Raw genomic sequence first — 25,536 nt, forward strand, 5'->3', positions numbered from 1 at the left:
AGTGCCCACACAGATTGTCTGATAAATTGTTAAAGAGCAGTGCAGTCAGTGCCGAGGCTTCCTGCTGCGAGGTGGCGTATATTACGCTTTCCTCCTTCGGAGTCAACTTCTTTTTGAGAAGTTTTTTTCCGGCGGTTCAGAGACTTCCTGAACCTCCTGAGTGGCTGACTCGTAAGCCGCTGTGCCGTCTCAGTGGTTGCGCATTATAGGGATCCCGTTTTAATGCACAAGTCTTTTTGCGATCTTTTTTTCCAACCGCCGAACTTTCACTCTTATCGATGAAACAACAGGCATTTCGCATATTTTTAAACCTCTTTCATCCAGGAATTCTTGCCTGAGGATCCTTTCCAACACTAGGCTACAAGGATGATATCAACAGTGAGGTAGCTATGAGTCACAACGTACGTGCGTATAAAGGTGTGAGTCCGCGGTTGGGCGAGCGGGTAATGATCGATCCCACCAGCGTGATCATTGGTAACGTGGTCATGGAGGACGATGTGGGGATCTGGCCCCTGGTGGTGATCCGCGGCGACGTTAATCAGGTCACCATCGGCAAACGTACCAATATTCAGGATGGCAGCGTACTGCATCTGACACATAAATCGGCCGTTAACCCGGAAGGATTTCCGCTTATCGTTGGCGAAGACGTTACCGTAGGGCATAAAGCCATGCTTCACGGCTGTACTATTGGCAATCGGGTTCTGGTTGGTATGGGGGCAATACTGCTGGATGGTGTAGTTGTAGAGGATGACGTAATGATTGGTGCCGGCAGCCTGGTTGCACCGGGGAAGCGTCTTGAAAGCGGTTATCTCTATTTAGGCAACCCGGCAAAGAAAGCCCGACCCTTAACGGAAGCTGAAATCGCAGGGCTGCTCTATTCAGCCAGTAACTATGTCTCCTGGAAAAACGACTATCTCGCAGAAAGCCAGACCCAACCCTGATCGTTTTCCTGCTGCTGTTCTATCGCGTGGGTTGCTTCTTCTTCTATATCCCAGCGATTATTGCGAAAAGCATCCAGTGCGATGGGTTCATCATGATAACGGCGAAGCAGCTCTTCGCCGTGAATGGCACAAACTAACTGGAAACCGTTAACCAGAGCGGTGAAGCAAACGGCATGAACACCTTGATCCCACCACTCTCGTTCAGGAAACTGTATCGCCTGATTCACGCCAGCATCTCATGTTTCAGTTTAGCGATAACGGGGGCGATCTCCGGCATAACGCCGTGCCAGAGCTTAAACGCATGTGCCGCCTGCCCCACCAGCATCCCTAAACCATCCGCCATTTCACTTGCCCCCTGCTGCCGACACCACAGAAGAAACGGCGTATCGCCGATCTGATAAAACATGTCGTAGCAGCGAACCCGGCTATCCACCAGCACCGCTGGCAGGTTCGGTACACTTCCGGCCACCCCGCTCGAGGTGGCATTGATGATCAAATCAAATTGCGCATCAAGAAGTTCATCTGCCGCCAGCGCGCGAATGGCCCCGTGATGCTGGAATACTTCGACCAGCTCCTGGGCCTTAGTATGAGTTCGGTTAACGATAGTGATACTGCAGTTGAAATTCAGCAGCGGCAGGATCGCACCACGTGCTGCACCGCCAGCACCGATCAACAGGATCCTGTCGTTTTCTTTGATCAGGTTCAGTCGCTGCAGGTCGCTGAGCAGGCCGATACCATCGGTGTTATCCCCAAGGATTCGACCATCATCCAGTTTTTTCAGGGTATTGACTGCACCCGCCAGCGCCGCGCGCTCCGTCAGCTCAGTACAGAGCTCATAAGCCTGTTGTTTAAAAGGCAAAGTGACATTTGCACCGCCACCGCCCTGGGCAAAAAATTCATCCACCGTCTGCTTAAACCCATCCAGCGGAGCACAAAAGCGATCGTAAGGATGAGGAATTGCCGTTTGCTCGGCAAAAAGTTGGTGAATGCGGGGGGATTTACTGTGCTGAATCGGATTACCGAATACGACGTAAGACGACATAGAATTATTATCCCTGGCGAATCAATTCACCGGTTAACACATCGCGGATCTCTGAAGGATTGAGGCGTCCTCCCGTTTCCCCCCGCAGAACGGGAAAGTTGGCACCGAACTGTGCCAGAACTTCATCTGCATCACGGCAAGGGGGCAATCCACTCAGGTTTGCACTGGTGGAAACCAGCGGCTTACCGAACTGACTGCACAGTTGCACCACGTCCGGATGGTCGCTGACGCGGACGGCGAGCGAACTAAAACGGCCGGTTAACCAATGCGGTGTGTCCGCTCGTGCAGGCAATACCCATGTTACCGGCCCGGGCCAGCGAGAAAACATGCGTTCTTTCTGTTCAACGGTGAGCTGCTCATCGGCAATATAAGGAACAAGCTGCTGATAATCCCCGGCAATTAAAATCAGCCCTTTATCAACCGGTCGACGCTTTAATGCCAGCAATGCCATGACGGCCGATTCGCTGTCGGGATCGCAGCCAAGACCAAATACCGCTTCGGTGGGATAAGCAATGACCGCAGACAGCTGCAGCTGTCTGATGCATAGCTCAACGGAGTCATGCTTTTGATTCATTTTCACAACCATTTACTGTTACGGGTTTGCCACAGGCTTTGCTGGCACAAAAACGCTTAGCGCCTCTGGCGGTTTTCTTCTCAATAAGCAAGGGAAACGCACAAAACTCACAGGTGCCTTCTACGGGTGTAAAGTTCACCGCAAACTGGCAGTCAGGATAACGATCGCAGGCATGGAAGGTTTTGCCGTATCGCGAGCGTCGCTGCACCAGCTTACCGTTCGCGCACTGCGGACAGGCTATCGTGGTTTCATCTGGCTTATCGATAATTTCAGTGTGTTCGCATTCAGGATAATCGCTACAGGCGATAAACATGCCATAGCGTCCCTGCCGCAGTGCCAGGTCAGCACCACATACCGGGCAGCGTTGTCCCTCAAGCACTTTCACTATATGTCCGTCAGTCTGACTTTTCAGGGGACGAATATAATCGCATTCGGGATAGTGTGAGCAGCCAAGAAAAGCGCCATGCTTCCCGGAGCGGATAACCAGTTCTGCCCCACACTGGGGGCAGGGTTCATTTTTTCGCACAGCGAAAAGCGCTGTTTTATTCATAACTTTTTGTACACGAAGGCAATCTTCAGTGCAGCATTCCTTCATTGACGTCGAAAAGTAGCTCTTCCATTTGCTGGTAGGCATTTTCACATCCGGGGATGTTAAACAGCACCATCAGCACCACCCATTTGAGATCGTCCAGATCAAACTCGAGGGTATCCAGGGCCATAATACGTTCGATAACCATTTCGCGGGTTTCCAGATTCAGCACCTGAATCTGTTCCAGGAACAGAATGAAACCCCGGCAGTTAGCATCTAAACGCTGACTCTCTTCCTCGGTGTAGATACGCATAGACAGCGGATCGGTAGTCAGCAGAATCGGAGCGACGAGGCCGTCCTGATAATCGGCTAACTTTTCCAACCAGTTCAACGCATTATAGATATCTTCACGATGAAAACCGGCATCGGTTAAATCATCAGTCAATTTATCCTGATCAACCCGCATTTCTGCTTCGTTGTGGATATACGTTTCAAATAAGTACATTAGTACGTCGAACATGGCTTGCCCTCCTCAATCGGACATAGCCGCCGGGTACAGCTGCGATCCACCCTGCTAACTCCAACTCAAGCAGCTTAGCTACGATGGCTGGCACAGGTTGGCCGGCACGTTCAGCGACGACGTCAACAGGTGTAACCTCATCTCCTACGTTAGCCAACACATCGGGAAATGGCAATGGAGGATTGCTGCTCTCTGCTGAATTGTTTGCAGGCGTTGGCAAATCAGGGATCCACGACAGGCCACTTTGCATTTGCTCAACTATATTATTGGGATGTGCAACCAGCATCGCCCCTTGTTGTATCAACCAGTGGGTGCCTTCACTCCCGGGATTCCCCAGAGCACCGGGCAATGCATACACATCCCTGTTCTGTTCCAGAGCCAGCCGTGCCGTTACCAGCGATCCGCTCTTCAACGTCGCTTCAACCACCAACACGCCGTGGCTTAGCCCGCTGATTATTCGGTTACGCCGCGGAAAATGGTGAGACAGAGGTGCCACATGGAGCGGAAATTCTGAAACCAGGGCACCGCCACTGTCGATAATCTCCTGCGCCAACCCCTGATGCCGCCGGGGATAAATAGCCTCCAGCCCCCCTCCCAGCACGGCCAGGGTTTTACCCTGTACTGCCAGCGCTGCGCGATGTGCAATGCCATCAATGCCCAGAGCAAGACCGCTGGTAATGGTCAAACCACTCAGCGCCAGGCTCTGGCTAAACCAGGTCCCCCATTCACGACCGTAATGGGAACAGTGCCGGCTGCCCACAACCGCCAGCTGCGGCGAGGATAAGAGTGCCGGATCGCCCGCAATAAACAGCATCAGGGGAAAGTTGCCGATCGTTTTTAACCGCTCCGGGTAGTAAGGGCTGGATGGCGTAATAAAGTGATGTTCAGCCTCATTCAGCCAGCGTTCGGTTTGAACCAGGATCTTCTCGTCATACTGCAGAAACGCCTGCCGCTGCTCGCTGCGCAAACCAAGACCAGCCAGATCGACAGCCGTAGGGGTGTTAAATTGCAATAAGGCTTCAAGCAGTGACTGCCGCTGCAAGCTGGATAACCCGGACACGCCCGACAGCCTTAATGCACTTTCCAATGGTGACATAATTCATCCCTGACATCGCCCCTTCCCCCTGAAGGTTACCTGCCAGGAATGCTGTCAATCACAGCGTGAAATGTCTACAATAAGAGGGATAAATATTTAATCCCTTGAACACGAATCTGGAAAGTTATGTCAGTCTTGCAGGTATTACATTTTCCTGACGAGCGCCTGCGCATCGTTGCGAAACCCGTGAAAGAAGTAAATGCCGATATTCAACGTATCGTCGATGATATGTTTGAAACGATGTACGCCGAAGAAGGCATCGGCCTGGCCGCCACTCAGGTTGATATTCATCAGCGTATTATCGTGATTGATGTGTCCGAAAATCGCGATGAACGCCTGGTGCTGATCAATCCTGAACTGCTGGAAGAAAGCGGTGAAACCGGTATTGAAGAAGGCTGCCTGTCAATCCCGGAACAACGCGCTCTGGTCCCTCGCGCGGAAAAAGTGAAAATCCGTGCGCTTGACCGCGATGGAAACAGCTATGAGCTTGAAGCTGATGGCCTGCTGGCTATTTGTATCCAACATGAAATGGATCATCTGGTTGGGAAACTGTTTATTGATTACCTGTCGCCAATGAAACGTCAGCGTATTCGCCAGAAACTGGAAAAGCTTTATCGCCAGAATGCCCGTGACTGAGCAGATTGATTGACTGAAGGGAATAATGTGTCCGAATCATTAAAGATCATTTTTGCCGGCACCCCTGACTTTGCAGCGCGTCATCTGGACGCGCTGTTGTCATCAGGGCACCAGGTTGTTGGCGTATTTACCCAACCCGACCGCCCGGCTGGCCGCGGCAATAAGCTGACCGCCAGCCCGGTGAAGCAGCTGGCAGAGCAGCACAGCATACCGGTATTTCAGCCAAAGTCCTTACGCCCGGCAGAAAATCAGCAACTGGTCGCTCAGCTGGAAGCCGATGTGATGGTCGTTGTTGCCTACGGGCTGATCCTGCCTGAAGCCGTGCTGAAGATGCCTCGCCTGGGCTGCATAAACGTGCACGGTTCACTGTTACCGCGCTGGCGCGGCGCGGCACCAATTCAACGCTCACTCTGGGCGGGCGATGCAAACACCGGCGTAACGATTATGCAGATGGATATCGGTCTGGATACCGGGGATATGCTTTATAAGCTGTCCTGCCCGATTGAAGCCAGCGATACCAGTGCCACACTTTATGACAAGCTGGCGAACCTTGGCCCTGCCGGTATGCTCACCACGCTGACGCAGCTGGCCGAGGGTAGCGCCACGCCTGAAGTGCAGAACGAAGATCTGGTCAGTTATGCAGAAAAGCTGAGCAAAGAAGAAGCCCGCCTCGACTGGTCTCTCTCTGCCGCACAGCTGGAACGCTGTATTCGAGCTTTCAATCCCTGGCCGGTAAGCTACTTCATCGTTGACGAGCAGCCGGTAAAAGTATGGAAAGCATCCGTACTCCCAGCCGTGAATAACCGCCAGCCGGGTGAAATTCTGCAGGCTGATAAACAGGGCATTCAGATTGTCACCGCCGACGGCGTGCTCAATATTGAAGAACTGCAGCCAGCCGGCAAGAAAGCAATGAAAGCACAGGATCTGCTCAACTCCCGCCGTGAATGGTTCATCCCGGGCAGCGTTATTGCCTGATAATCTGCCCGGTACCCAACCCGGGCAGTCGTTTTAATTGCGAACCCACTATGAAAAATAATACAAACTTACGTTGCGTTGCCGCTCAGACTATCGAAAAGGTGGTCGAACAGGGGCAGTCGCTCAGTAACGTGCTGCCTGCCGCACAAAAATCGGTTGGTGAGAAGGATGCGGCTCTGCTGCAGGAACTGTGTTACGGCGTTCTGCGCACGCTGCCGCAGCTGGAGTGGATTATCAGCAAGCTGATGTCCCGCCCTATGACGGGAAAACAGCGTGCGGTCCATTTCCTGATTATGGTCGGCCTTTACCAGCTGATGTTCACCCGCATTCCAGCCCATGCAGCCCTGGCGGAAACGGTAGAGGGCGCTATTGCATTAAAACGCCCCCAGCTCAAAGGGCTGATTAACGGCGTGCTTCGCCAGTTCCAGCGTCAGCAGGAAGAACTGATGCAGCAAATGAGCCAGGGCGATCAGCAGTATCTTCACCCTAAATGGCTGCTGACGCGCCTGAAGCAGGCCTGGCCAACGCAGTGGCAGCAGATTGTTGATGCAAATAATCAGCGACCGCCGATGTGGTTGCGCGTAAACCGCCAGCATCATGGCCGTGACGCCTGGCTTGCGCTGCTGGCAGAGAGTGGAAAAACGGCGTTTCCTCATCCGGAGCATACCGATGCACTGCGTCTGGAAACCCCCTGCCCGGTAGGCCAGCTCCCTGGCTTTGACCAGGGATGGGTGACCGTTCAGGATGCTTCGGCTCAGGGCTGCGTTGCGCTGCTCGATCCACAAAACGGCGAGAAGATCCTCGACCTTTGCGCCGCGCCGGGCGGCAAGACAACCCATATTCTGGAAGCCGCTCCGCAGGCTGACGTAATGGCTGTTGACGTTGATGCTCAGCGTCTGGCCAGAATTAGTGAGAATCTGCAACGACTGGCAATGAAAGCTGAGGTTAAACTCGGTGATGGCCGTACTCCAGCAGAATGGTGTGGCCAGACGCAGTTTGATCGCATCCTGCTTGATGCGCCCTGCTCTGCTACCGGTGTTATCCGTCGTCATCCTGATATCAAGTGGCTTCGCCGGGATCGGGATATCGCCGAGCTTGCGGCACTGCAGCAGCAAATCCTTGAGGCGATCTGGCCTCATCTCAAATCAGGCGGTACGCTGCTATATGCAACCTGTTCAATACTGCCCGAAGAGAACCATCTGCAGATAAGCCAGTTCCTCACCAGCCATGCAGATGCCCGGCTGGTTGATACCGGCGATATGGCCCAGCCGGGAATTCAGGTCTTTCCTCAGGCAGACGGTGGAGATGGGTTCTACTACGCTAAGTTAATAAAAGCCTGATCCCTTTGGCGCTGCCCACGTGGCGCCACTAACCGAACAACAATAAGAAAGACTGAAGCACTATGAAAATCATCATTCTTGGCGCTGGACAGGTTGGCGGCACGCTCGCAGAAAACCTGGTCGGTGAAAACAACGATATTACCGTGGTCGATACCGACCCACTTCGCCTGCGCCAGCTCCAGGACAAGTTTGATTTACGCGTCGTTCAGGGGCACGGCTCTCATCCTCGCGTACTGCGTGAGGCCGGGGCAGAAGATGCCGATATGCTGGTTGCCGTGACCAACTCTGACGAAACCAATATGGTTGCCTGTCAGGTCGCTTACTCCCTGTTTAATACCCCCAATCGCATCGCGCGTATTCGTGCTCCGGACTATATTCGCGATGCCGATAAGCTGTTTATCCCCGAAGCCGTGCCGATCGATCATTTGATCTCACCGGAACAGCTGGTCATCGATAATATTTATCGCCTTATCGAATATCCCGGGGCCTTGCAGGTGGTCAATTTCGCCGAGGGAAAAGTCAGTCTGGCGGTAGTTAAAGCCTACTATGGTGGACCGCTGGTCGGTAATGCGCTCTCCGTAATGCGTGAGCATATGCCGCACATCGACACCCGGGTCGCCGCTATATTCCGTCAGGATCGGCCTATCCGTCCTCAGGGGTCAACGATTATTGAGGCCGGTGATGAAGTCTTCTTTATCGCGGCAAGCCAGCATATTCGGGCGGTGATGAGCGAGTATCAGCGGCTGGAAAAACCTTATAAGCGCATTATGATCGTCGGCGGCGGTAATATTGGCTTTGGTCTGGCACAGCGGCTCGAAAAGAATTACAGCGTTAAGCTGATCGAGCGCGATCAGCAACGCGCAGCTGAACTGGCCGAGCACCTGCAGAACACCATCGTATTTTATGGCGATGCGTCGGATCAGGAACTGCTGGCTGAAGAGCATGTCGATCAGATCGATCTGTTTATTGCCATCACCAACGATGACGAGGCCAACATCATGTCGGCCATGCTGGCCAAGCGTATGGGGGCTAAAAAAGCCATGGTGCTTATCCAGCGACGTGCCTACGTCGATCTGGTCCAGGGAAGCGTAATTGATATCGCCATTTCACCTCAGCAGGCAACCATTTCGGCACTGCTGGGCCACGTCCGTAAAGCGGACATTGTTGGCGTTTCGTCGTTACGTCGCGGTGTAGCGGAAGCGATTGAAGCTATCGCCCACGGCGAGGAAACGACCTCCAAAGTGGTTGGCCGCCTCATTGATGACATCAAGCTACCGCCCGGCACCATTATCGGTGCAGTGGTGCGCGGTAACGACGTGATGATCGCTAATGATAATCTGCGCATTGAACAGGGCGATCACGTGATTATGTTCCTGACCGACAAGAAATTCGTTCCGGACGTTGAGCGCTTGTTCCAGCCGAGCCCCTTCTTCCTGTAGCCTGCTGCGGCAATGCATGTGCATTGCCGGTCTGTTAACTACACTAATCAATGATCTTTATTCGATCTCATCGTGGAAAAACGACGATGGTTTGTTAGACTTTAAAAATTGGCACAGGAAAGGAGATAACAATGAGTTTATTCAAAGAGTTTCGCGATTTCGCGATGCGTGGCAATGTCGTTGACCTCGCTGTGGGTGTTATCATCGGTGCCGCGTTCGGTAAGATCGTGTCTTCTCTGGTCGCAAATATCATCATGCCCCCACTGGGCCTGCTGATTGGCGGCGTCGACTTTAAGCAGTTTAGCTGGGTACTTAAAGCGGCCGATGGTACTGCCCCCGCCGTTGTCATGGAATACGGCATATTTCTGCAAACCATTTTTGATTTTGTCATCGTCGCCTTTGCTATCTTCATGGCAATCAAGATTATGAACAGAATGTACAAGAAGAAAGAAGTGGAAAAACCGGCACCTAAGCCTTCTGCAGAAGAAACGTTGCTTACCGAAATTCGCGATCTGCTGAAAGCGCAGAACAATAAAACGCTGTAAGTGTTATGAGAAACAAAAAACCGTCGGAATCGACGGTTTTTTTATGCCTGTAAAGCAGAAGGCCAGTGGTAAATGGTTGAGTTCGCCTTTACCACTGGCCTCCCAGTTACCTTTCTTGCCGTGTTTTTCTTTACGGCGGTAACTTCCTTTTCCTTTAACGTTGACTTCGATTCGGGGTTTAAATAACGGGTCGGTAAGTAAGGCTTCAAGTGCGTTATCACGGATAACACCCTTCCTGTGCTGATAATTTGCCACGATAAACTCCTGTTGATTGGTTTCGGTGATGAATATAGGCTCCGCTCAGGGAGAATTCAATCGCCTGTTTTAGCAAAAGGTGTCATTGCTCCTTTTTCAAGCGCCTCCAGGATCGAACAGTACACGCTGCTGTGCGCGGTTCCGCAGCAGGCATCGTTCAACCGCTTCAGTGAACGCTGCATGTGTTGCAGTTCGGCGATCCTCTCTTCGACTTCGGTCAGCCGCTTCTGAACAATCGTTTTCGATTCCTGGCAGGTATGATGCTCGGGATCGACACGGATCGAAAGCAGTTCCCGGATCGCATCAAGCGTGAATCCCAGCTGCCGGCCGTAGCGAATAAACCTGAGCCGCTGCAAATCGTTATCACTGTAGAGTCGGAATCCCCCCTCCGTTCGGATCTCATGGTCCATCATCTGCTGTTTTTCATAAAAGCGGATAGTATCCGGCGTTACGTCTGCAAGTTTTGCCAGTTGTCCAATACGGTACATTAGCTTTCTTCTCCAAAACGCTGCTGAATCTTCGAACCATAGCCGCCGCGAAGAAAATCAGTGCTCATCCCTGCCTGCTTCAGGCGAAGCTCAAGCAGATGCAGCCGGCGGGCATGAAGATCATAGCTCTCATCCTGTGGATCGATGCCGCTCAGCAATTGATCCAGTTCAATAGCTTCCCGCCGCATCTCCAGTTCGGGTGGCAGATAGCCTGAATTTTTAAGCAAGCGATACCCCGCGCGGAGTTCCGGGGGAACGTGGCTGTCATCATCCAGCTGCAGCGGATGACCTGCGCCGGGAAGATTATCGAGTTCGCCCTCCCGCAGGGCAGCGAGAATATGTTTTTCAGCAAGCTGATCGAGCAATGACATAGATTAGCCTCCATTGACAGGCAGGCCAACAGCATAGCGCAACGGGAAGGGAAAAGATGGGTGAAGGGAATTTCAGATATAAAAAAACCCGCCGAAGCGGGTTTTTTTACGTTGCAGCTACAGATTACTCTGCAGCAGCTTCTGCTTGAGCTTCTGGACGATCAACCAGCTCGATGTAAGCCATCGGAGCGTTGTCACCAGCACGGAAGCCACACTTCAGAATGCGAGTGTAACCACCGGCACGGCTCGCGAAACGCGGGCCCAGCTCGTTAAACAGTTTTGCCACGATCTCGTTATCACGAGTGCGGGCGAATGCCAGACGACGATTAGCTACGCTGTCGGTCTTGGCAAGAGTAATCAGCGGCTCAACTACACGACGCAGCTCTTTCGCTTTTGGCAGGGTCGTCTTGATGATCTCATGACGAACCAAAGAGCCAGCCATATTGCGGAACATAGCCTGACGATGGCTGCTGTTGCGGTTCAGTTGACGACCACTCTTACGATGGCGCATGACCTTATCCTTCTCAGTGAAACCTTAACCTGTGATCGGGTTATTCATCAGCGATGCTAGCGGGTGGCCAGTTTTCCAGGCGCATGCCCAGTGACAGACCACGAGAAGCCAGCACGTCTTTAATCTCGGTAAGAGATTTTTTACCAAGGTTAGGCGTCTTAAGAAGCTCAACCTCAGTACGCTGTACCAGATCACCGATGTAGTGGATAGCTTCTGCCTTAAGGCAGTTAGCAGAGCGGACAGTCAATTCCAGATCGTCAACAGGGCGCAGCAGGATCGGATCGAATTCTGGTTTCTCTTCTTTAACTTCTGGCTGACGAACATCACGTAAGTCAACGAAAGCTTCAAGTTGTTCTGCCAGGATGGTAGCCGCACGGCGGATCGCTTCTTCAGGATCGATAGTGCCGTTGGTTTCCATTTCGATGACCAGCTTGTCCAGGTCGGTACGCTGTTCTACACGCGCAGCTTCAACATTGTAGGCAATACGCTCTACAGGGCTGTAGCAGGCGTCGACCAACAGACGACCGATCGGGCGCTCATCTTCTTCCGAATGAATTCGGGCAGAAGCCGGCACATAACCACGACCACGCTGAATTTTGATACGCATGCTAATAGCGGCGTTCTCATCGGTCAGGTGACAGATCACGTGCTGCGGCTTGACGATTTCGACATCACCATCATGGGTGATATCGGCTGCAGTCACAGGGCCAATGCCAGATTTATTCAGAGTAAGAATAACTTCATCTTTGCCCTGAACTCTTACCGCCAAACCTTTCAGGTTGAGCAGGATTTCCAGGATATCTTCCTGTACGCCCTCTTTGGTGCTGTACTCATGCAGTACACCATCAATTTCAACCTCGGTCACCGCGCAACCCGGCATTGATGAAAGCAGAATACGGCGCAGTGCGTTACCAAGAGTATGGCCAAAGCCACGCTCTAAAGGCTCAAGGGTCACCTTGGCGTGCGTCGAACTCACTTGCTCGATATCTACCAGGCGCGGTTTTAGAAACTCTGTCACAGAACCCTGCATTGTGTCCTCTCTTTGGTACTAAGCCTTACTTGGAGTAAAGCTCGACGATCAGGTGTTCGTTAATGTCCGCAGACAGATCGGTACGTTCAGGAGTACGCTTGAACACACCTTCCATCTTAGTCGCATCAACTTCCAGCCAGGTTGGCTTTTCACGCTGTTCAGCCAGCTCCAGAGCGGCTTTTACGCGAGACTGCTTTTTGGCTTTCTCACGAATGCTAACAACATCATTCGGAGATACCTGATAAGAAGCGATGCTGACAACGCGGCCGTTTACCATGATAGATTTGTGGCTAACCAGCTGACGTGCTTCTGCACGAGTGGCGCCAAAGCCCATACGATAAACTACGTTATCCAGACGACCTTCCAGCAGAGCTAACAGGTTTTCACCGGTGTTGCCTTTCAGACGTGCTGCTTCTTTATAATAGTTACGGAACTGACGCTCCAGCACGCCGTAGATACGACGAACTTTCTGCTTTTCACGTAACTGTACGCCATAGTCAGACAGACGTGGCTTGCGCGCACCGTGCTGACCAGGAGCTTGTTCAATCTTACACTTGGTATCAATCGCGCGAACGCCAGACTTAAGGAACAGGTCTGTGCCTTCACGACGGCTCAGCTTGAGCTTAGGACCCAAATATCTTGCCATTTTCTTTCTCCAACATTCCTAAAAAACGGGGCGTTATACGCGACGTTTTTTCGGCGGACGACAACCGTTGTGAGGGATCGGAGTCACATCAGTAATATTAGTGATGCGGAAACCAGCAGCGTTCAGGGCACGAATAGTTGATTCGCGGCCTGGACCAGGACCCTTAACCATAACTTCCAGGTTCTTAATACCGTACTCTTTCACGGCGTCTGCGCAACGTTCTGCAGCTACCTGAGCAGCGAACGGCGTAGATTTACGAGAACCACGGAAACCGGAACCACCGGCTGTTGCCCAACCCAGCGCATTACCCTGACGATCGGTAATAGTTACGATGGTGTTGTTAAAAGACGCATGGACATGAGCCACGCCATCAGAGACTTGCTTTCTTACACGCTTACGTGCACGAACTGGTGCCTTTGCCATTATTCAATCACCCCGATTATTTCTTGATCGGTTTACGCGGACCCTTACGGGTACGTGCGTTGGTCTTAGTACGCTGACCGCGCACTGGGAGACCACGACGATGACGCAAACCACGATAGCAACCAAGGTCCATCAGACGCTTGATGCTCAGGGTGACTTCACGACGCAGATCGCCTTCAACAACAAACTTAGCAACTGCATCACGCAGAATGTCGATTTGTTCTTCAGACAGTTCACTGATCTTAACATTTTCAGCAATACCCGTGTCTGCACAGATTTTCTGTGAGCGGGTCTTACCGATACCGAAAATAGCAGTTAATGCGATAACGGTATGTTTATGATCAGGAATGTTAATGCCTGCTATACGGGCCACTATGCACTCCTATTAATTAACTTATGCGTCCCATGCCGAAAAGCCCGTTTTCAGGATACTCAAATGGAAACGCATAGACATACAAAAGATTGGCTGGCTAATCTAGCCAGCTCAACCCAACTTTGCAAGAAAAATATGCGATTAAATCAGCCTTGGCGCTGTTTATGCTTTGGCTCGGCACTACAAATCACACGTACAACACCGTCGCGACGGATGATTTTGCAGTTACGACATAATTTCTTGACGGAAGCACGAACTTTCATTTTTACTCTCCGTAACTTCTCAAGCGCCTGAATTAACGGCCGTAGCCTTTCAGGTTTGCTTTCTTCAATGCAGACTCATACTGACTTGACATCATCAAAGTTTGCACTTGAGCCATAAAGTCCATGATGACAACGACTACGATCAGCAGTGAAGTACCGCCGAAGTAGAATGGAACTTTCATCGCATCACGCATGAACTCCGGGATCAGGCAGATAAAGGTAATGTACAACGCACCAATTAAGGTAAGGCGTGTCATCACTTTATCGATATACTTCGCCGTCTGTTCTCCCGGACGAATACCTGGTACAAATGCACCAGACTTCTTCAGGTTATCTGCTGTTTCACGCGGGTTGAAAACCAACGCCGTGTAGAAGAAACAGAAGAAGATGATTGCAGTCGCATAGAGTAACACATAAAGCGGTTGACCTGGCTGTAAATACATCGAAATAGTCGTCAGCCAGTTCCAGCCTGTGCCGCCCCCGAACCAAGACGCGATGGTTGCTGGGAACAGAATGATGCTGGAGGCAAAGATAGCAGGAATTACACCGGCCATATTCACTTTCAACGGTAAATGTGTGCTCTGCGCAGCATAGACACGACGGCCTTGCTGACGTTTCGCATAGTTCACCACAATGCGGCGTTGACCACGCTCAACGAAAACAACGAAGAAGGTCACTGCAAATACGAGAACTGCAACCAACAGCAACAGGAGGAAGTGCAGGTCGCCTTGCCGCGCTTGCTCGATGGTATGGCCAATGGCCGGCGGAAGACCCGCAACAATACCAGCAAAGATAATGATCGAGATACCGTTACCGATACCTCGTTCAGTAATTTGCTCGCCTAACCACATCAGGAACATTGTCCCGGTGACCAGGCTGACAACAGCGGTAAAGTAGAAAGCAAAACCTGGGTTTAACACCAGACCCTGCATTCCTGGCATATTCGGCAGGCCGGTAGCAATACCGACCGCCTGGAATATACCTAATACCAGAGTACCGTAACGGGTGTACTGGCTAATCTTACGACGGCCAGCCTCCCCTTCTTTCTTTATTTCAGCTAACGCTGGATGAACCACCGTCAGCAGCTGGATAATAATAGAGGCCGAAATATACGGCATAATACCCAGGGCAAAGATAGAAGCACGGCTCAGAGCACCACCAGAGAACATGTTGAACATTTCAATGATGGTGCCACGCTGTTGCTCAAGCAGTTTGGCAAGTACAGTGGCATCGATACCAGGGATTGGAATAAAAGAGCCAATTCGGAAGACAATCAGCGCACCAATTACAAACAGAAGTCTGCGTTTTAGTTCGCCAAAACCACCCTTGGCACTTTGAAAATCTAATCCCGGTTGCTTAGCCATCTGCTACTTATTCCTCAATTTTACCGCCAGCAGCTTCGATTGCAGCACGAGCGCCTTTAGTGACACGCAGGCCGCGAATCGTTACCGGTGCAGAAACTTCGCCAGACAGGATCACTTTCGCGAACTCAATCTGAATACCGATAATGTTAGCCGCTTTCAGCGTGTTCAGGTCGACGATACCGCCTTCAACTTTCGCCAGGTCAGACAGACGAACTTCTGCAGTGACCATTGCTTTGCGAGAGGTGAAACCGAATTTCGGCAGACGACGGTACAGAGGCATCTGGCCGCCTTCAAAACCACGACGTACGCCACCACCAGAACGTGAGTTCTGACCTTTGTGACCACGACCGCCGGTTTTACCGAGACCAGAACCGATACCACGACCTAAACGTTTAGGAGCGTGCTTAGACCCTTCGGCCGGAGACAGAGTATTTAAACGCATCTGTTACTCCTCCACTTTAACCATGTAGGAAATCGCGTTAACCATACCGCGTACAGCTGGCGTGTCTTCACGCTCTACGGTGTGGTTAATACGACGCAGACCCAGGCCAAGCAGCGTTGCCTTGTGTTTTGGCAAACGACCGATCGAACTGCGGGTTTGAGTAATTTTAATAGTCTTAGCCATGGTCATTACCCCAGAATGTCTTCAACGGATTTGCCACGTTTCGCAGCAACCATTTCTGGAGAATTCATATTGGCCAGGCCATCCAGAGTTGCACGAACCACGTTAATCGGGTTGGTGGAACCGTAGGCTTTAGCCAGTACGTTATGAACCCCAGCGACTTCCAGGACGGCGCGCATTGCACCACCGGCGATGATACCGGTACCTTCAGAAGCCGGCTGCATGAACACGCGAGAACCTGTGTGCACACCTTTAACAGGGTGCTGCAGAGTGCCGTTGTTCAGAGCGACGTTAATCATATTGCGACGAGCTTTTTCCATCGCTTTCTGGATCGCTGCTGGAACTTCACGCGCTTTACCGTAACCAAAACCAATGCGACCGTTACCATCGCCAACAACAGTCAGAGCTGTGAAGGAGAAAATACGACCACCTTTAACGGTTTTAGATACGCGATTTACCGCGATCAGCTTTTCCTGCAGTTCGCCAGCTTGTTTTTCGATGTGTGCCATCTTACACCTCTACCTTAGAACTGTAGGCCAGCTTCACGGGCAGCATCTGCCAGTGCCTGGACACGACCATGATATTGGAAACCAGAACGGTCGAAAGAAACACCAGTGATGCCTTTTTCGATTGCGCGTTCAGCAACTGCTTTACCTACAGCAGCAGCAGCGTCTTTGTTTCCAGTGTACTTCAGTTGCTCACTGATAGCTTTTTCTACTGTAGAAGCAGCCACCAGGACTTCAGAACCGTTAGGTGCGATTACCTGTGCGTAAATATGACGCGGGGTACGATGTACCACCAGGCGAGTAGCACCCAGCTCTTTGAGCTTGCGACGTGCGCGGGTCGCACGACGGATACGAGCAGATTTCTTATCCATAGTGTTACCTTACTTCTTCTTAGCCTCTTTGGTACGCACGACTTCGTCGGCGTAACGAACACCCTTGCCTTTATAAGGCTCAGGACGACGGTAGGCGCGCAGATCCGCTGCAACCTGACCAATCAGCTGTTTATCAGCGCCTTTCAGCACGATTTCAGTCTGAGTTGGACATTCAGCAGTGATTCCCGCTGGCAGCTCATGGTCAACAGGGTGAGAGAAGCCCAGGGCTAAGCTCACAGAGTTGCCTTTAACGGCTGCACGATAACCTACACCAACCAGCTGCAGCTTCTTAGTGAAGCCTTCGGTAACACCGATAACCATACCGTTCAGCAGCGCACGAGAAGTACCAGCCTGCGCCCAACCATCCACGAAACCTTCGCGCGGAGCGAAAGTCAGTGTGTTGTCAGCCTGCTTAACTTCTACAGCGTTATTGAGCGTACGAGTCAGCTCGCCGTTTTTACCTTTAATCGAAATTACCTGACCGTCGAGTTTTACCTCTACGCCGGCAGGAATTACGACTGGTGCTTTAGCAACACGAGACATTTATTCCTCCGATTAAGCTACGTAGCAGATAATTTCGCCGCCAAGACCAGCCTGGCGTGCTGCACGATCGGTCATAACACCTTTAGAGGTAGAAACAACAGCGATACCCAGTCCTGCCATAACTTTTGGCAGTTCGTCTTTGCGCTTATAAATACGCAGACCTGGACGTGAAACACGCTGAATGCTTTCTACAACAGCCTTGCCCTGGAAATACTTAAGAGTCAGTTCCAGTTCTGGCTTGATGTCGCCTTCGATTTTAAATTCTTCAATATAGCCTTCTTCCTTCAGCACGTTGGCAATTGCCACTTTCAGCTTGGAGGAAGGCATGGTGACCGCAACTTTGTTCGCGGCCTGACCGTTACGGATACGGGTCAGCATATCCGCGATCGGATCTTGCATGCTCATCTGTCTTTACTCCCGTGATTCTATTGGTAATTACCAGCTAGCCTTTTTCAAGCCAGGTACTTCACCGCGCATGGCGGCTTCACGCAACTTGATACGGCTCAACCCGAACTTGCCCACATAACCATGTGGACGGCCAGTTTGACGGCAGCGCTTACGCTGACGAGACGGGCTGGAATCACGCGGCAGAGTTTGCAGCTTGAGAACAGCATTCCAACGATCTTCGTCGGATGAGTTCACACTTGAAATGATAGCTTTCAGTTCCTCGCGCTTGGCGCGGTACTTGTCAGCCAGTTTCACGCGAACGACTTCGCGTGCTTTCATTGATTGCTTAGCCATCAGTAACCCTGCCTTACTTGCGGAACGGGAAGTTAAAAGCAGCCAATAGTGCGCGGCCTTCATCATCAGATTTCGCAGTAGTGGTAATGGTGATATCCAAACCACGAACGCGGTCGACTTTGTCATAGTCGATCTCTGGGAAGATGATCTGCTCGCGAACACCCATGCTGTAGTTACCGCGGCCATCGAATGACTTAGCGGACAAGCCACGGAAGTCACGGATACGTGGTACAGCAATAGAAATCAGGCGCTCAAAGAACTCCCACATGCGTTCACCACGCAGAGTCACTTTACAGCCGATCGGATAGCCCTGGCGGATTTTGAAGCCTGCAACTGATTTGCGTGCTTTGGTGATAAACGGCTTTTGACCGGAGATTGCTGCCAAATCGGCTGCTGCGTTATCCAGCAGTTTCTTGTCAGCGATCGCTTCACCAACACCCATGTTCAGGGTGATCTTCTCGACCCGAGGGACTTGCATGACAGAATTGTAGTTGAACTCAGTCATGAGTTTATTAACTACTTCGTCTTTGTAGTAATCATGCAGTTTCGCCATCGTACTACTCCAAATTACTTGATAGTTTCGCTGTTAGATTTGAAGAAACGGACTTTTTTGCCCTCTTCGAATCTAAAGCCTACACGGTCAGCCTTACCGGTTGCCGAGTTGAACAGTGCAACGTTGGAAACCTGAATAGCGGCTTCTTTTTCAACGATGCCACCTGGTTGGTTCAGAGCCGGTACAGGCTTCTGATGTTTTTTAACCAGGTTGATACCTTCAACAATGAGCTTGCCAGAAGACAGAACATTTTTAACTTTACCGCGCTTACCTTTATCTTTGCCGGTCAGCACGATAACTTCGTCATCGCGACGGATTTTAGCTGCCATTTTTCGCTCCTTAGAGTACTTCTGGTGCCAGAGAGATAATTTTCATGAACTTTTCAGTACGAAGTTCACGAGTTACCGGCCCAAAAATACGCGTTCCGATTGGCTGCTCAGTGTTATTGTTTAAAATAACGCATGCATTACCATCGAAGCGAATGACAGAACCGTCCGGGCGACGAACACCCTTCCTGGTGCGCACCACTACCGCCTTCAGCACATCACCCTTCTTAACCTTACCGCGAGGAATTGCTTCCTTGATGGTAATTTTGATGATGTCGCCAACGCCTGCGTAGCGACGGTGCGAGCCACCCAGAACCTTGATACACATTACGCGACGTGCACCGGAGTTGTCGGCGACGGTCAGCATAGTCTGTTCTTGGATCATTTTAGTGCTCCGCTAATGTCAACTACTACTTCGGGACCTGATTCAGGTCGTTTAAAAGCCCCATAATTGAGGGCGCAGCATTATAACACCGCATTTCGCATATGGGTAGAAAAAATAACCGACTCATATCGAGTCGTTATTTGGACCCCTGGAAAGAGGAACGCGACATTCTAAGGAATTGTTCATCCGGTAGCAATCTCAATCTGTACAATACGCCAGCTTATTTCAATTCATCAGGGTGGATTGTCCCAAAAGTTGTAAAGGGTCGACCTGTAACCCGTTGAACGGCTGTGAATATGGGCAAACTCATCCACCTTTAGCGCCAGGTTCGCGTCCGTGACTATTTTTCCGCGCCACACATCGGCGGTAATCTCACAGAGACTGGCCAGACTCATGCTGCCACGCCCCGGTTAAAGATCGTCTCTCATGTCAGCAGTTGCCAAGCCGTCATCCTGAAGGCCACCGACGGCCGCAGCTGCAGTGCATCCCGGAGGAATGATGAAGGCATCAACACCGGCGCCATGAGTCAGACAATGCTCCGCCCTGCCCTTCCCGGAAGGAATACGGGCTGAGCGTTCCTGAAGATAATTTGCCCATCCTGAATAAGTTACACGGGCCGCGGGTTCCGGATGATTAAGGGGGGAGGCGCAGGAAGGGGGAATAGCGTGGGGAGCAGAAAAGAAAAAACCCCCGACAAGCGGGGGTTTTTTACAGAGACAGAAGTTCTTATTACAGAACCGCTTTCTCTACAACGCGAACCAGAGTCCATGACTTAGTCTTGGACAGTGGACGGCATTCGCGGATTTCAACCACGTCGCCGATACCACATTCGTTGTTCTCGTCGTGTACGTGCAGTTTGGTCGTACGCTTGATGAATTTCCCGTAGATTGGGTGCTTCACAACACGTTCGATAGCAACAACGATGGATTTCTCCATTTTGTCACTAGTCACACGACCTTGCAGAGTACGGATTTTATCGGTCATTACGCACCCGCCTTCTCAGTCAGTAAAGTCTTAACGCGTGCAACATCACGGCGCACATTCTTCAGCAGATGAGTCTGCTGCAGTTGGCCGGATGCTGCCTGCATGCGCAGGTTGAACTGCTCACGCAGCAGGTTAAGCAGCTCAGTGTTAAGCTCTTCAACGCTTTTTTCACGCAGCTCTGTTGCTTTCATTACATCACCGTCTTAGTTACAAAGGTGGTTTTGATAGGCAGTTTTGCTGCTGCCAGCTTGAATGCTTCACGGGCCAGCTCTTCCGGAACACCGTCCATTTCATACAGGACTTTACCTGGCTGGATCAAGGCAACCCAATACTCCACGTTACCTTTACCTTTACCCATACGCACTTCCAGCGGCTTCTCAGTAATTGGTTTGTCCGGGAATACACGGATCCAAATTTTACCTTGACGCTTAACTGCACGGGTCATAGCACGACGTGCTGCTTCGATCTGACGGGCAGTCAGACGACCACGGCCAACAGCTTTCAGACCGAAAGTACCGAAGCTAACATCCGTACCCTGCGCCAGACCACGGTTGCGGCCTTTGTGCACTTTACGGAATTTCGTACGCTTTGGTTGTAACATCAGCGACTCTCCTTACTTACGGCCTTTACGCTGCTGCTTTTTAGGTTGAGCAGCCGGTTCCGGTTGTTCAACAGCAGCCATACCACCCAGGATCTCACCTTTGAAGATCCATACCTTAACGCCGATTACACCATAAGTGGTGTGGGCTTCAGAGGTGTTGTAGTCAATGTCTGCACGCAGAGTGTGCAGTGGCACGCGGCCTTCACGGTACCATTCAGTACGCGCGATTTCTGCACCGCCAAGACGGCCACTAACTTCAACTTTAATCCCTTTAGCGCCCAGACGCATTGCGTTCTGTACAGCACGCTTCATAGCACGACGGAACATCACACGACGCTCCAGCTGTGAAGTGATGCTGTCAGCAACCAATTTAGCGTCCAGTTCCGGTTTACGGACTTCGGCGATATTGATCTGTGCAGGAACGCCAGCGATATCCGCTACGACCTTGCGCAGTTTTTCTACATCTTCACCTTTCTTACCGATGACGATGCCAGGACGAGCGGTGTGAATAGTCACACGGATGCTCTTAGCTGGACGCTCGATAACGATACGAGAGACGGATGCTTTTGACAGTTCCTTGGTCAGGAACTGACGAACTTTAAAGTCGCTGTCCAGGTTGTCAGCGAATTCTTTGGTATTTGCGAACCAGGTAGAGTTCCAGGGTTTAACAATACCCAGGCGAATACCATTAGGATGTACTTTCTGACCCATTGCTAGTCTCCAGAGTCTCAGCGATCGGACACAACCACAGTAATGTGGCTGGTGCGCTTCAGGATGCGATCTGCACGACCTTTCGCACGCGGCATAATGCGCTTCATGCTTGGGCCTTCGTCTACGAAGATTTTCGTGACTTTCAGATCATCAATGTCAGCGCCATCGTTGTGTTCGGCGTTAGCAATGGCAGATTCCAGAACTTTCTTGACCAGTACAGCCGCTTTCTTATTGGTGTAGGTCAAAATGTCCAGAGCCTGCGACACTTTCTTACCGCGTACAAGATCTGCTACCAGGCGAACCTTCTGAGCAGAAGAACGAGCGTGGCGATGTTTAGCGATAGTTTCCATCTCTTCCTCCTGTTAGCGTTTCTTAGCTTTCTTATCAGCTGCGTGACCGCGATAAGTACGAGTCGGTGCAAATTCACCCAGTTTGTGACCGACCATTTCGTCGGAAACAAAGACAGGAACGTGCTGACGACCATTATGGACAGCGATGGTCAAACCGATCATGTTAGGGAAGATCGTTGAACGACGGGACCAGGTGCGCAGTGGCTTCTTGTCTCCGCTTTCCAAAGCTTTCTCTACCTTCTTCAGCAAGTGCAGGTCAATAAAAGGACCTTTCTTGAGAGAACGTGGCATGGCTTATCCTCTAAAATTATTTGCTACGGCGACGTACGATAAATTTATCAGTACGCTTGTTGCTACGGGTCTTCTTACCTTTGGTCTGAACGCCCCACGGGGTTACCGGGTGCTTACCAAAGTTACGACCTTCACCACCACCGTGCGGGTGATCAACTGGGTTCATCGCGGTACCACGAACGGTCGGACGAACACCACGCCAACGGGTTGCACCGGCTTTACCCAGAACGCGAAGCATGTGCTCCGAGTTACCGACTTCGCCCAGGGTCGCGCGGCAGTCAGCTTCGACTTTACGCATTTCACCAGAACGCAGACGCAGGGTAACGTAAGAACCATCACGCGCAACGATCTGCACGTAAGTACCAGCAGAGCGAGCAATCTGACCGCCTTTGCCTGGTTTCATTTCTACGTTATGCACGGTAGAACCAACTGGGATGTTACGCATCGGCAGAGTGTTACCTGCTTTGATCGCAGCATCAACGCCAGACTGAATCTGGTCGCCAGCTTTCAGGCCTTTAGGGGCCAGGATGTAACGGCGCTCGCCGTCTTTGTACAGAACCAGCGCGATGTTCGCGGAGCGGTTCGGATCGTACTCAAGACGTTCAACGGTCGCTGGGATACCATCTTTGTTGCGTTTGAAGTCAACAATACGGTAAGCCTGCTTGTGACCACCACCGATATGACGGGTAGTGATGCGACCATTGTTGTTACGGCCACCGGATTTGCTGTTTTTTTCTACCAGCGGGGCAAATGGTTTGCCCTTGTGCAGCTCCGCGTTCACCACTTTAACTACATGGCGACGACCCGGAGATGTCGGTTTACATTTAACAACTGCCATTGTTCTTCTCCTCCGACTTACTCAGCGCCGCCGACGAAGTCCAGATTCTGGCCTTCTTTCAGGGTGACGTAAGCTTTTTTCCAGTCGTTACGACGACCAATACGCTGTCCAGAACGTTTAACTTTCCCTTTAACTACCAGGGTGTTAACGACTTCGACTTCAACTTCGAAAAGTTTCTGCACAGCGGCTTTGATTTCTGCTTTGGTCGCGTCTTTAGCAACTTTGAGAACGATGGTATTTGTTTTTTCCATCGCAGCAGATGCTTTTTCAGATACGTGCGGCGCGCGCAGTACTTTCAGCAGACGTTCTTCACGGATCATGCCAGCATCTCCTCAACTTGCTTAACTGCATCAGCAGTCATAACGACTTTGTCGAAGGCGATCAGGCTAACTGGGTCGATACCCGCTGCATCACGTACGTCAACCTTGTACAGGTTACGTGCGGCCAGGAACAGGTTCTCTTCCAGTTCGCCAGTGATGATCAGCACATCTTCCAGAGCCATGTCTTTCAGTTTCTCTACCAGCAGCTTAGTTTTAGGCGCTTCAAGAGAGAACTGCTCGACAACGATCAGACGTTCCTGACGTACCAGTTCGGACAGAATGCTTTTCAGCGCGCCGCGGTACATCTTTTTGTTAACTTTTTGACTGTGGTCCTGAGGCTTCGCAGCGAAGGTCACGCCACCTGAACGCCAGATCGGGCTCTTTACAGAACCTGAACGCGCACGGCCGGTACCTTTCTGGCGCCACGGCTTTTTGCCGGAACCAGTTACTTCAGCACGAGTCTTCTGAGCACGAGTACCTTGACGGGCACCTGCTGCATAAGCAACAACAACCTGATGTACCAGCGCTTCGTTGAAATCACGACCGAAGGTAGTTTCGGAAACAGTCAGCGCGCTTTGCGCGTCTTTCAGTACTAATTCCATTGCTATCCCCTTACGCCTTCACAGCTGGTTTAACGATCAGGTCGCTACCGGTAGCACCGGGAACTGCACCTTTAACCAGCAGCAGGTTGCGCTCAGCGTCAACACGCACTACGTCCAGGCTCTGAACGGTTACGCGTTCGTTACCCAGCTGGCCTGCCATTTTCTTGCCTTTGAACACTTTGCCCGGAGTCTGGTTCTGACCGATAGAACCCGGTACGCGGTGAGACAAGGAGTTACCGTGAGTAGCATCCTGAGTACGGAAGTTCCAGCGCTTAACAGTACCGGCAAAACCTTTACCTTTAGATGTTCCAGTCACGTCAACTTTTTTCACGTCAGCGAAAATGTCAACATTAATGCTCTGACCTACGGTGAACTCTGCGCCTTCTTCAGTGCGGAATTCCCACAGACCACGGCCAGCTTCAACGCCAGCTTTAGCAAAGTGACCTGCTTCCGGCTTAGTTACACGGTTAGCTTTTTTAGCACCGGTAGTTACCTGGATAGCAGTGTAACCGTCGTTTTCCAGGCCTTTGACCTGAGTAACGCGGTTTGCTTCAATTTCGATCACGGTTACAGGGATAGAAACGCCATCTTCTGTGAAGATACGGGTCATACCCACTTTTTTACCGACTAAACCAATCATTGTTTCAACCTCTCAATCGCTCAATGACCTGATTAACCCAGGCTGATCTGCACGTCAACACCTGCAGCCAGATCCAGACGCATCAGAGCATCAACCGTTTTTTCGGTTGGCTCAACGATGTCAACCAGACGCTTGTGAGTGCGAATCTCGTACTGATCGCGCGCATCTTTGTTGACGTGCGGAGAGATCAGAACGGTAAAGCGCTCTTTGCGGGTCGGCAGCGGGATAGGACCACGTACCTGCGCACCAGTGCGCTTGGCAGTCTCTACGATTTCCGCAGTTGATTGATCGATCAGACGATGATCAAACGCTTTAAGACGGATACGGATTCTTTGGTTCTGCATGAGACCAGAGCTCCAATTATTTATAAACGAAAAGAATTACTACTCGCATCCATTACGATTGATGGAGGAGTGTAATCGTTGAGCACATAACCCGCATATCGCGAGTATTGTTAGCTGGCACTTTCATACCGGCTGGCGACTCTTATCGAATCGCGCCTGACCATATTGGCAGGCCCGCGTATTATACGTACATATGGAGGCAAAGCAACCATTATCCTGACGCAATTATCAGGAATACGTTTTCCAGGCCAAAAAAAAGAGCGCCGAAGCGCTCTCTTTTCTGCTCTGGCAGAGCGAACTCTGCCAGACAAGTTTTCACAATTAAGCGATAACTTTAGCAACAACACCAGCACCAACGGTACGGCCGCCTTCGCGAATTGCGAAACGCAGACCGTCGTCCATTGCGATTGGTTTGATCAGTTCAACAACCAGTTTAATGTTGTCGCC

Annotated in this window: 43 protein-coding genes and 1 pseudogene; 6 read left to right on the forward strand and 38 right to left on the reverse strand. The window is 51.3% G+C overall.

Annotation, left to right across the window (positions count from 1 at the left end; genetic code table 11):
* Positions 1–389: 389 nt before the first annotated feature.
* Positions 390–941 carry a gamma carbonic anhydrase family protein gene (locus PGH32_RS24210; RefSeq protein WP_337895391.1) on the forward strand — a complete coding sequence of 184 codons (552 nt, stop codon included), beginning with the start codon at positions 390–392 and terminating at the stop codon, positions 939–941.
* Here PGH32_RS24210 and PGH32_RS24215 read toward each other — a convergent pair.
* Genes PGH32_RS24215 through dprA form a run of 6 tightly spaced genes read right to left on the reverse strand, consistent with a single transcriptional unit; the run spans position 911 to position 4,702 of the window.
* Positions 911–1,168, reverse strand: a complete 258-nt coding sequence (locus PGH32_RS24215; RefSeq protein ID WP_314425317.1) for a DUF1488 domain-containing protein — start codon at positions 1,166–1,168, stop codon at positions 911–913. The genes PGH32_RS24210 and PGH32_RS24215 overlap by 31 nt on opposite strands.
* Complete coding sequence (gene aroE, locus PGH32_RS24220; protein ID WP_314425315.1) at positions 1,165–1,983, reverse strand: shikimate dehydrogenase; 819 nt, start codon at positions 1,981–1,983, stop codon at positions 1,165–1,167. The genes PGH32_RS24215 and aroE overlap by 4 nt, the downstream gene beginning before the upstream one ends.
* 7 nt (positions 1,984–1,990) lie before the next feature.
* Positions 1,991–2,557, reverse strand: coding sequence for an L-threonylcarbamoyladenylate synthase type 1 TsaC (gene tsaC / locus PGH32_RS24225; protein ID WP_314425335.1), 567 nt, complete (start codon positions 2,555–2,557; stop codon positions 1,991–1,993).
* Positions 2,541–3,107, reverse strand: a complete 567-nt coding sequence (locus PGH32_RS24230) for a DNA topoisomerase family protein (RefSeq protein ID WP_314425332.1) — start codon at positions 3,105–3,107, stop codon at positions 2,541–2,543. Before PGH32_RS24230 ends, tsaC begins: the two co-directional genes overlap by 17 nt.
* Before the next feature lie 25 nt (positions 3,108–3,132).
* Positions 3,133–3,606: a DUF494 family protein Smg gene (smg, locus tag PGH32_RS24235; RefSeq protein WP_105595750.1), complete on the reverse strand. Its 474-nt coding sequence runs from the start codon at positions 3,604–3,606 to the stop codon at positions 3,133–3,135.
* Positions 3,578–4,702 (reverse strand): DNA-protecting protein DprA, encoded by a 1,125-nt coding sequence (dprA, locus tag PGH32_RS24240; protein ID WP_314425313.1) that lies wholly within the window; start codon positions 4,700–4,702, stop codon positions 3,578–3,580. Before dprA ends, smg begins: the two co-directional genes overlap by 29 nt.
* Positions 4,703–4,828: 126 nt before the next feature.
* Between dprA and def the strand changes: the two genes are divergently transcribed.
* The 5 genes from def (at position 4,829) to mscL (ending at position 9,637) form a co-directional block, all read left to right on the forward strand.
* The gene (def, locus tag PGH32_RS24245; protein WP_314425311.1) at positions 4,829–5,338 is read left to right on the forward strand and encodes a peptide deformylase; all 510 of its coding nucleotides are present in this window, start codon (positions 4,829–4,831) and stop codon (positions 5,336–5,338) included.
* A gap of 27 nt (positions 5,339–5,365) precedes the next feature.
* Positions 5,366–6,313, forward strand: a complete 948-nt coding sequence (fmt, locus tag PGH32_RS24250) for a methionyl-tRNA formyltransferase (RefSeq protein WP_314425308.1) — start codon at positions 5,366–5,368, stop codon at positions 6,311–6,313.
* A gap of 50 nt (positions 6,314–6,363) precedes the next feature.
* Positions 6,364–7,653 carry a 16S rRNA (cytosine(967)-C(5))-methyltransferase RsmB gene (gene rsmB, locus PGH32_RS24255; protein WP_337895392.1) on the forward strand — a complete coding sequence of 430 codons (1,290 nt, stop codon included), beginning with the start codon at positions 6,364–6,366 and terminating at the stop codon, positions 7,651–7,653.
* Between the two features lie 62 nt (positions 7,654–7,715).
* Entirely contained in the window at positions 7,716–9,092 is a 1,377-nt protein-coding gene (gene trkA / locus PGH32_RS24260; RefSeq protein WP_105595755.1) for a Trk system potassium transporter TrkA, read from the forward strand.
* A 131-nt stretch (positions 9,093–9,223) separates the two neighbouring features.
* A complete protein-coding gene (gene mscL, locus PGH32_RS24265) occupies positions 9,224–9,637 on the forward strand; it encodes a large-conductance mechanosensitive channel protein MscL (protein ID WP_314425303.1) in 414 nt (137 codons plus the stop codon).
* A gap of 3 nt (positions 9,638–9,640) precedes the next feature.
* Here the strand turns inward: mscL and PGH32_RS24270 are convergent, their stop codons facing one another.
* From PGH32_RS24270 to tuf, 32 genes and pseudogenes are all read right to left on the reverse strand, one after another.
* A complete protein-coding gene (locus tag PGH32_RS24270) occupies positions 9,641–9,892 on the reverse strand; it encodes an alternative ribosome-rescue factor A (RefSeq protein WP_337895393.1) in 252 nt (83 codons plus the stop codon).
* A gap of 56 nt (positions 9,893–9,948) precedes the next feature.
* Complete coding sequence (gene zntR, locus PGH32_RS24275) at positions 9,949–10,380, reverse strand: Zn(2+)-responsive transcriptional regulator (RefSeq protein ID WP_337895394.1); 432 nt, start codon at positions 10,378–10,380, stop codon at positions 9,949–9,951.
* Positions 10,380–10,751, reverse strand: a complete 372-nt coding sequence (locus PGH32_RS24280; protein ID WP_314425298.1) for a DUF1992 domain-containing protein — start codon at positions 10,749–10,751, stop codon at positions 10,380–10,382. Before PGH32_RS24280 ends, zntR begins: the two co-directional genes overlap by 1 nt.
* 124 nt (positions 10,752–10,875) lie before the next feature.
* Complete coding sequence (rplQ, locus tag PGH32_RS24285) at positions 10,876–11,262, reverse strand: 50S ribosomal protein L17 (protein WP_003850180.1); 387 nt, start codon at positions 11,260–11,262, stop codon at positions 10,876–10,878.
* Positions 11,263–11,302: 40 nt separating this feature from the next.
* The gene (locus PGH32_RS24290; RefSeq protein ID WP_034899656.1) at positions 11,303–12,292 is read right to left on the reverse strand and encodes a DNA-directed RNA polymerase subunit alpha; all 990 of its coding nucleotides are present in this window, start codon (positions 12,290–12,292) and stop codon (positions 11,303–11,305) included.
* Between the two features lie 25 nt (positions 12,293–12,317).
* Positions 12,318–12,938, reverse strand: coding sequence for a 30S ribosomal protein S4 (gene rpsD, locus PGH32_RS24295; RefSeq protein WP_105595760.1), 621 nt, complete (start codon positions 12,936–12,938; stop codon positions 12,318–12,320).
* A 33-nt stretch (positions 12,939–12,971) separates the two neighbouring features.
* Complete coding sequence (gene rpsK / locus PGH32_RS24300) at positions 12,972–13,361, reverse strand: 30S ribosomal protein S11 (protein ID WP_034899652.1); 390 nt, start codon at positions 13,359–13,361, stop codon at positions 12,972–12,974.
* Positions 13,362–13,377: 16 nt separating this feature from the next.
* The gene (gene rpsM, locus PGH32_RS24305; RefSeq protein ID WP_105595761.1) at positions 13,378–13,734 is read right to left on the reverse strand and encodes a 30S ribosomal protein S13; all 357 of its coding nucleotides are present in this window, start codon (positions 13,732–13,734) and stop codon (positions 13,378–13,380) included.
* 146 nt (positions 13,735–13,880) lie between these two features.
* On the reverse strand, positions 13,881–13,997 hold the full coding sequence (rpmJ, locus tag PGH32_RS24310) for a 50S ribosomal protein L36 (protein WP_004160566.1): 117 nt from the start codon (positions 13,995–13,997) through the stop codon (positions 13,881–13,883).
* A gap of 32 nt (positions 13,998–14,029) precedes the next feature.
* Complete coding sequence (gene secY, locus PGH32_RS24315; protein ID WP_056232419.1) at positions 14,030–15,361, reverse strand: preprotein translocase subunit SecY; 1,332 nt, start codon at positions 15,359–15,361, stop codon at positions 14,030–14,032.
* A 7-nt stretch (positions 15,362–15,368) separates the two neighbouring features.
* Positions 15,369–15,803 (reverse strand): 50S ribosomal protein L15, encoded by a 435-nt coding sequence (gene rplO, locus PGH32_RS24320; protein ID WP_105595763.1) that lies wholly within the window; start codon positions 15,801–15,803, stop codon positions 15,369–15,371.
* Positions 15,804–15,806: 3 nt separating this feature from the next.
* Positions 15,807–15,986, reverse strand: a complete 180-nt coding sequence (gene rpmD, locus PGH32_RS24325; RefSeq protein WP_004160569.1) for a 50S ribosomal protein L30 — start codon at positions 15,984–15,986, stop codon at positions 15,807–15,809.
* A gap of 5 nt (positions 15,987–15,991) precedes the next feature.
* Positions 15,992–16,492, reverse strand: coding sequence for a 30S ribosomal protein S5 (rpsE, locus tag PGH32_RS24330; RefSeq protein ID WP_004160571.1), 501 nt, complete (start codon positions 16,490–16,492; stop codon positions 15,992–15,994).
* A 14-nt stretch (positions 16,493–16,506) separates the two neighbouring features.
* Complete coding sequence (gene rplR, locus PGH32_RS24335) at positions 16,507–16,860, reverse strand: 50S ribosomal protein L18 (RefSeq protein WP_004160572.1); 354 nt, start codon at positions 16,858–16,860, stop codon at positions 16,507–16,509.
* Positions 16,861–16,869: 9 nt separating this feature from the next.
* Complete coding sequence (gene rplF / locus PGH32_RS24340; protein WP_314425288.1) at positions 16,870–17,403, reverse strand: 50S ribosomal protein L6; 534 nt, start codon at positions 17,401–17,403, stop codon at positions 16,870–16,872.
* 12 nt (positions 17,404–17,415) lie between these two features.
* Positions 17,416–17,808 (reverse strand): 30S ribosomal protein S8, encoded by a 393-nt coding sequence (gene rpsH / locus PGH32_RS24345; RefSeq protein ID WP_105595765.1) that lies wholly within the window; start codon positions 17,806–17,808, stop codon positions 17,416–17,418.
* A gap of 30 nt (positions 17,809–17,838) precedes the next feature.
* Positions 17,839–18,144: a 30S ribosomal protein S14 gene (rpsN, locus tag PGH32_RS24350; RefSeq protein ID WP_004160578.1), complete on the reverse strand. Its 306-nt coding sequence runs from the start codon at positions 18,142–18,144 to the stop codon at positions 17,839–17,841.
* A gap of 13 nt (positions 18,145–18,157) precedes the next feature.
* Positions 18,158–18,697: a 50S ribosomal protein L5 gene (gene rplE, locus PGH32_RS24355; protein ID WP_105595766.1), complete on the reverse strand. Its 540-nt coding sequence runs from the start codon at positions 18,695–18,697 to the stop codon at positions 18,158–18,160.
* Between the two features lie 14 nt (positions 18,698–18,711).
* The gene (rplX, locus tag PGH32_RS24360) at positions 18,712–19,026 is read right to left on the reverse strand and encodes a 50S ribosomal protein L24 (protein WP_314425284.1); all 315 of its coding nucleotides are present in this window, start codon (positions 19,024–19,026) and stop codon (positions 18,712–18,714) included.
* 10 nt (positions 19,027–19,036) lie between these two features.
* Positions 19,037–19,408 (reverse strand): 50S ribosomal protein L14, encoded by a 372-nt coding sequence (gene rplN, locus PGH32_RS24365; protein WP_048917633.1) that lies wholly within the window; start codon positions 19,406–19,408, stop codon positions 19,037–19,039.
* A gap of 729 nt (positions 19,409–20,137) precedes the next feature.
* Positions 20,138–20,392, reverse strand: a complete 255-nt coding sequence (gene rpsQ / locus PGH32_RS24370; protein WP_123337943.1) for a 30S ribosomal protein S17 — start codon at positions 20,390–20,392, stop codon at positions 20,138–20,140.
* Positions 20,392–20,583 carry a 50S ribosomal protein L29 gene (rpmC, locus tag PGH32_RS24375; RefSeq protein WP_024966580.1) on the reverse strand — a complete coding sequence of 64 codons (192 nt, stop codon included), beginning with the start codon at positions 20,581–20,583 and terminating at the stop codon, positions 20,392–20,394. Before rpmC ends, rpsQ begins: the two co-directional genes overlap by 1 nt.
* Positions 20,583–20,993: a 50S ribosomal protein L16 gene (rplP, locus tag PGH32_RS24380; protein WP_002438716.1), complete on the reverse strand. Its 411-nt coding sequence runs from the start codon at positions 20,991–20,993 to the stop codon at positions 20,583–20,585. The genes rpmC and rplP overlap by 1 nt, the downstream gene beginning before the upstream one ends.
* 12 nt (positions 20,994–21,005) lie before the next feature.
* Positions 21,006–21,704 carry a 30S ribosomal protein S3 gene (gene rpsC, locus PGH32_RS24385; RefSeq protein WP_045854067.1) on the reverse strand — a complete coding sequence of 233 codons (699 nt, stop codon included), beginning with the start codon at positions 21,702–21,704 and terminating at the stop codon, positions 21,006–21,008.
* Between the two features lie 17 nt (positions 21,705–21,721).
* On the reverse strand, positions 21,722–22,054 hold the full coding sequence (gene rplV / locus PGH32_RS24390; protein ID WP_000447532.1) for a 50S ribosomal protein L22: 333 nt from the start codon (positions 22,052–22,054) through the stop codon (positions 21,722–21,724).
* Positions 22,055–22,066: 12 nt separating this feature from the next.
* Entirely contained in the window at positions 22,067–22,345 is a 279-nt protein-coding gene (gene rpsS / locus PGH32_RS24395; protein WP_004160590.1) for a 30S ribosomal protein S19, read from the reverse strand.
* A 16-nt stretch (positions 22,346–22,361) separates the two neighbouring features.
* On the reverse strand, positions 22,362–23,183 hold the full coding sequence (gene rplB / locus PGH32_RS24400) for a 50S ribosomal protein L2 (protein ID WP_105595769.1): 822 nt from the start codon (positions 23,181–23,183) through the stop codon (positions 22,362–22,364).
* Positions 23,184–23,200: 17 nt separating this feature from the next.
* On the reverse strand, positions 23,201–23,503 hold the full coding sequence (rplW, locus tag PGH32_RS24405) for a 50S ribosomal protein L23 (RefSeq protein WP_105595770.1): 303 nt from the start codon (positions 23,501–23,503) through the stop codon (positions 23,201–23,203).
* Positions 23,500–24,105: a 50S ribosomal protein L4 gene (gene rplD / locus PGH32_RS24410; protein WP_105595771.1), complete on the reverse strand. Its 606-nt coding sequence runs from the start codon at positions 24,103–24,105 to the stop codon at positions 23,500–23,502. The genes rplW and rplD overlap by 4 nt, the downstream gene beginning before the upstream one ends.
* A 10-nt stretch (positions 24,106–24,115) precedes the next feature.
* Complete coding sequence (gene rplC, locus PGH32_RS24415; protein WP_105595772.1) at positions 24,116–24,745, reverse strand: 50S ribosomal protein L3; 630 nt, start codon at positions 24,743–24,745, stop codon at positions 24,116–24,118.
* A 32-nt stretch (positions 24,746–24,777) separates the two neighbouring features.
* Positions 24,778–25,089 carry a 30S ribosomal protein S10 gene (gene rpsJ / locus PGH32_RS24420; RefSeq protein WP_001181005.1) on the reverse strand — a complete coding sequence of 104 codons (312 nt, stop codon included), beginning with the start codon at positions 25,087–25,089 and terminating at the stop codon, positions 24,778–24,780.
* 321 nt (positions 25,090–25,410) lie between these two features.
* Positions 25,411–25,536: pseudogene (gene tuf, locus PGH32_RS24425) on the reverse strand (elongation factor Tu); the annotation flags it as partial.

Origin of the sequence: Erwinia sp. SLM-02 (genome assembly GCF_037450285.1) — a bacterium.
Classification (GTDB): domain Bacteria; phylum Pseudomonadota; class Gammaproteobacteria; order Enterobacterales; family Enterobacteriaceae; genus Erwinia.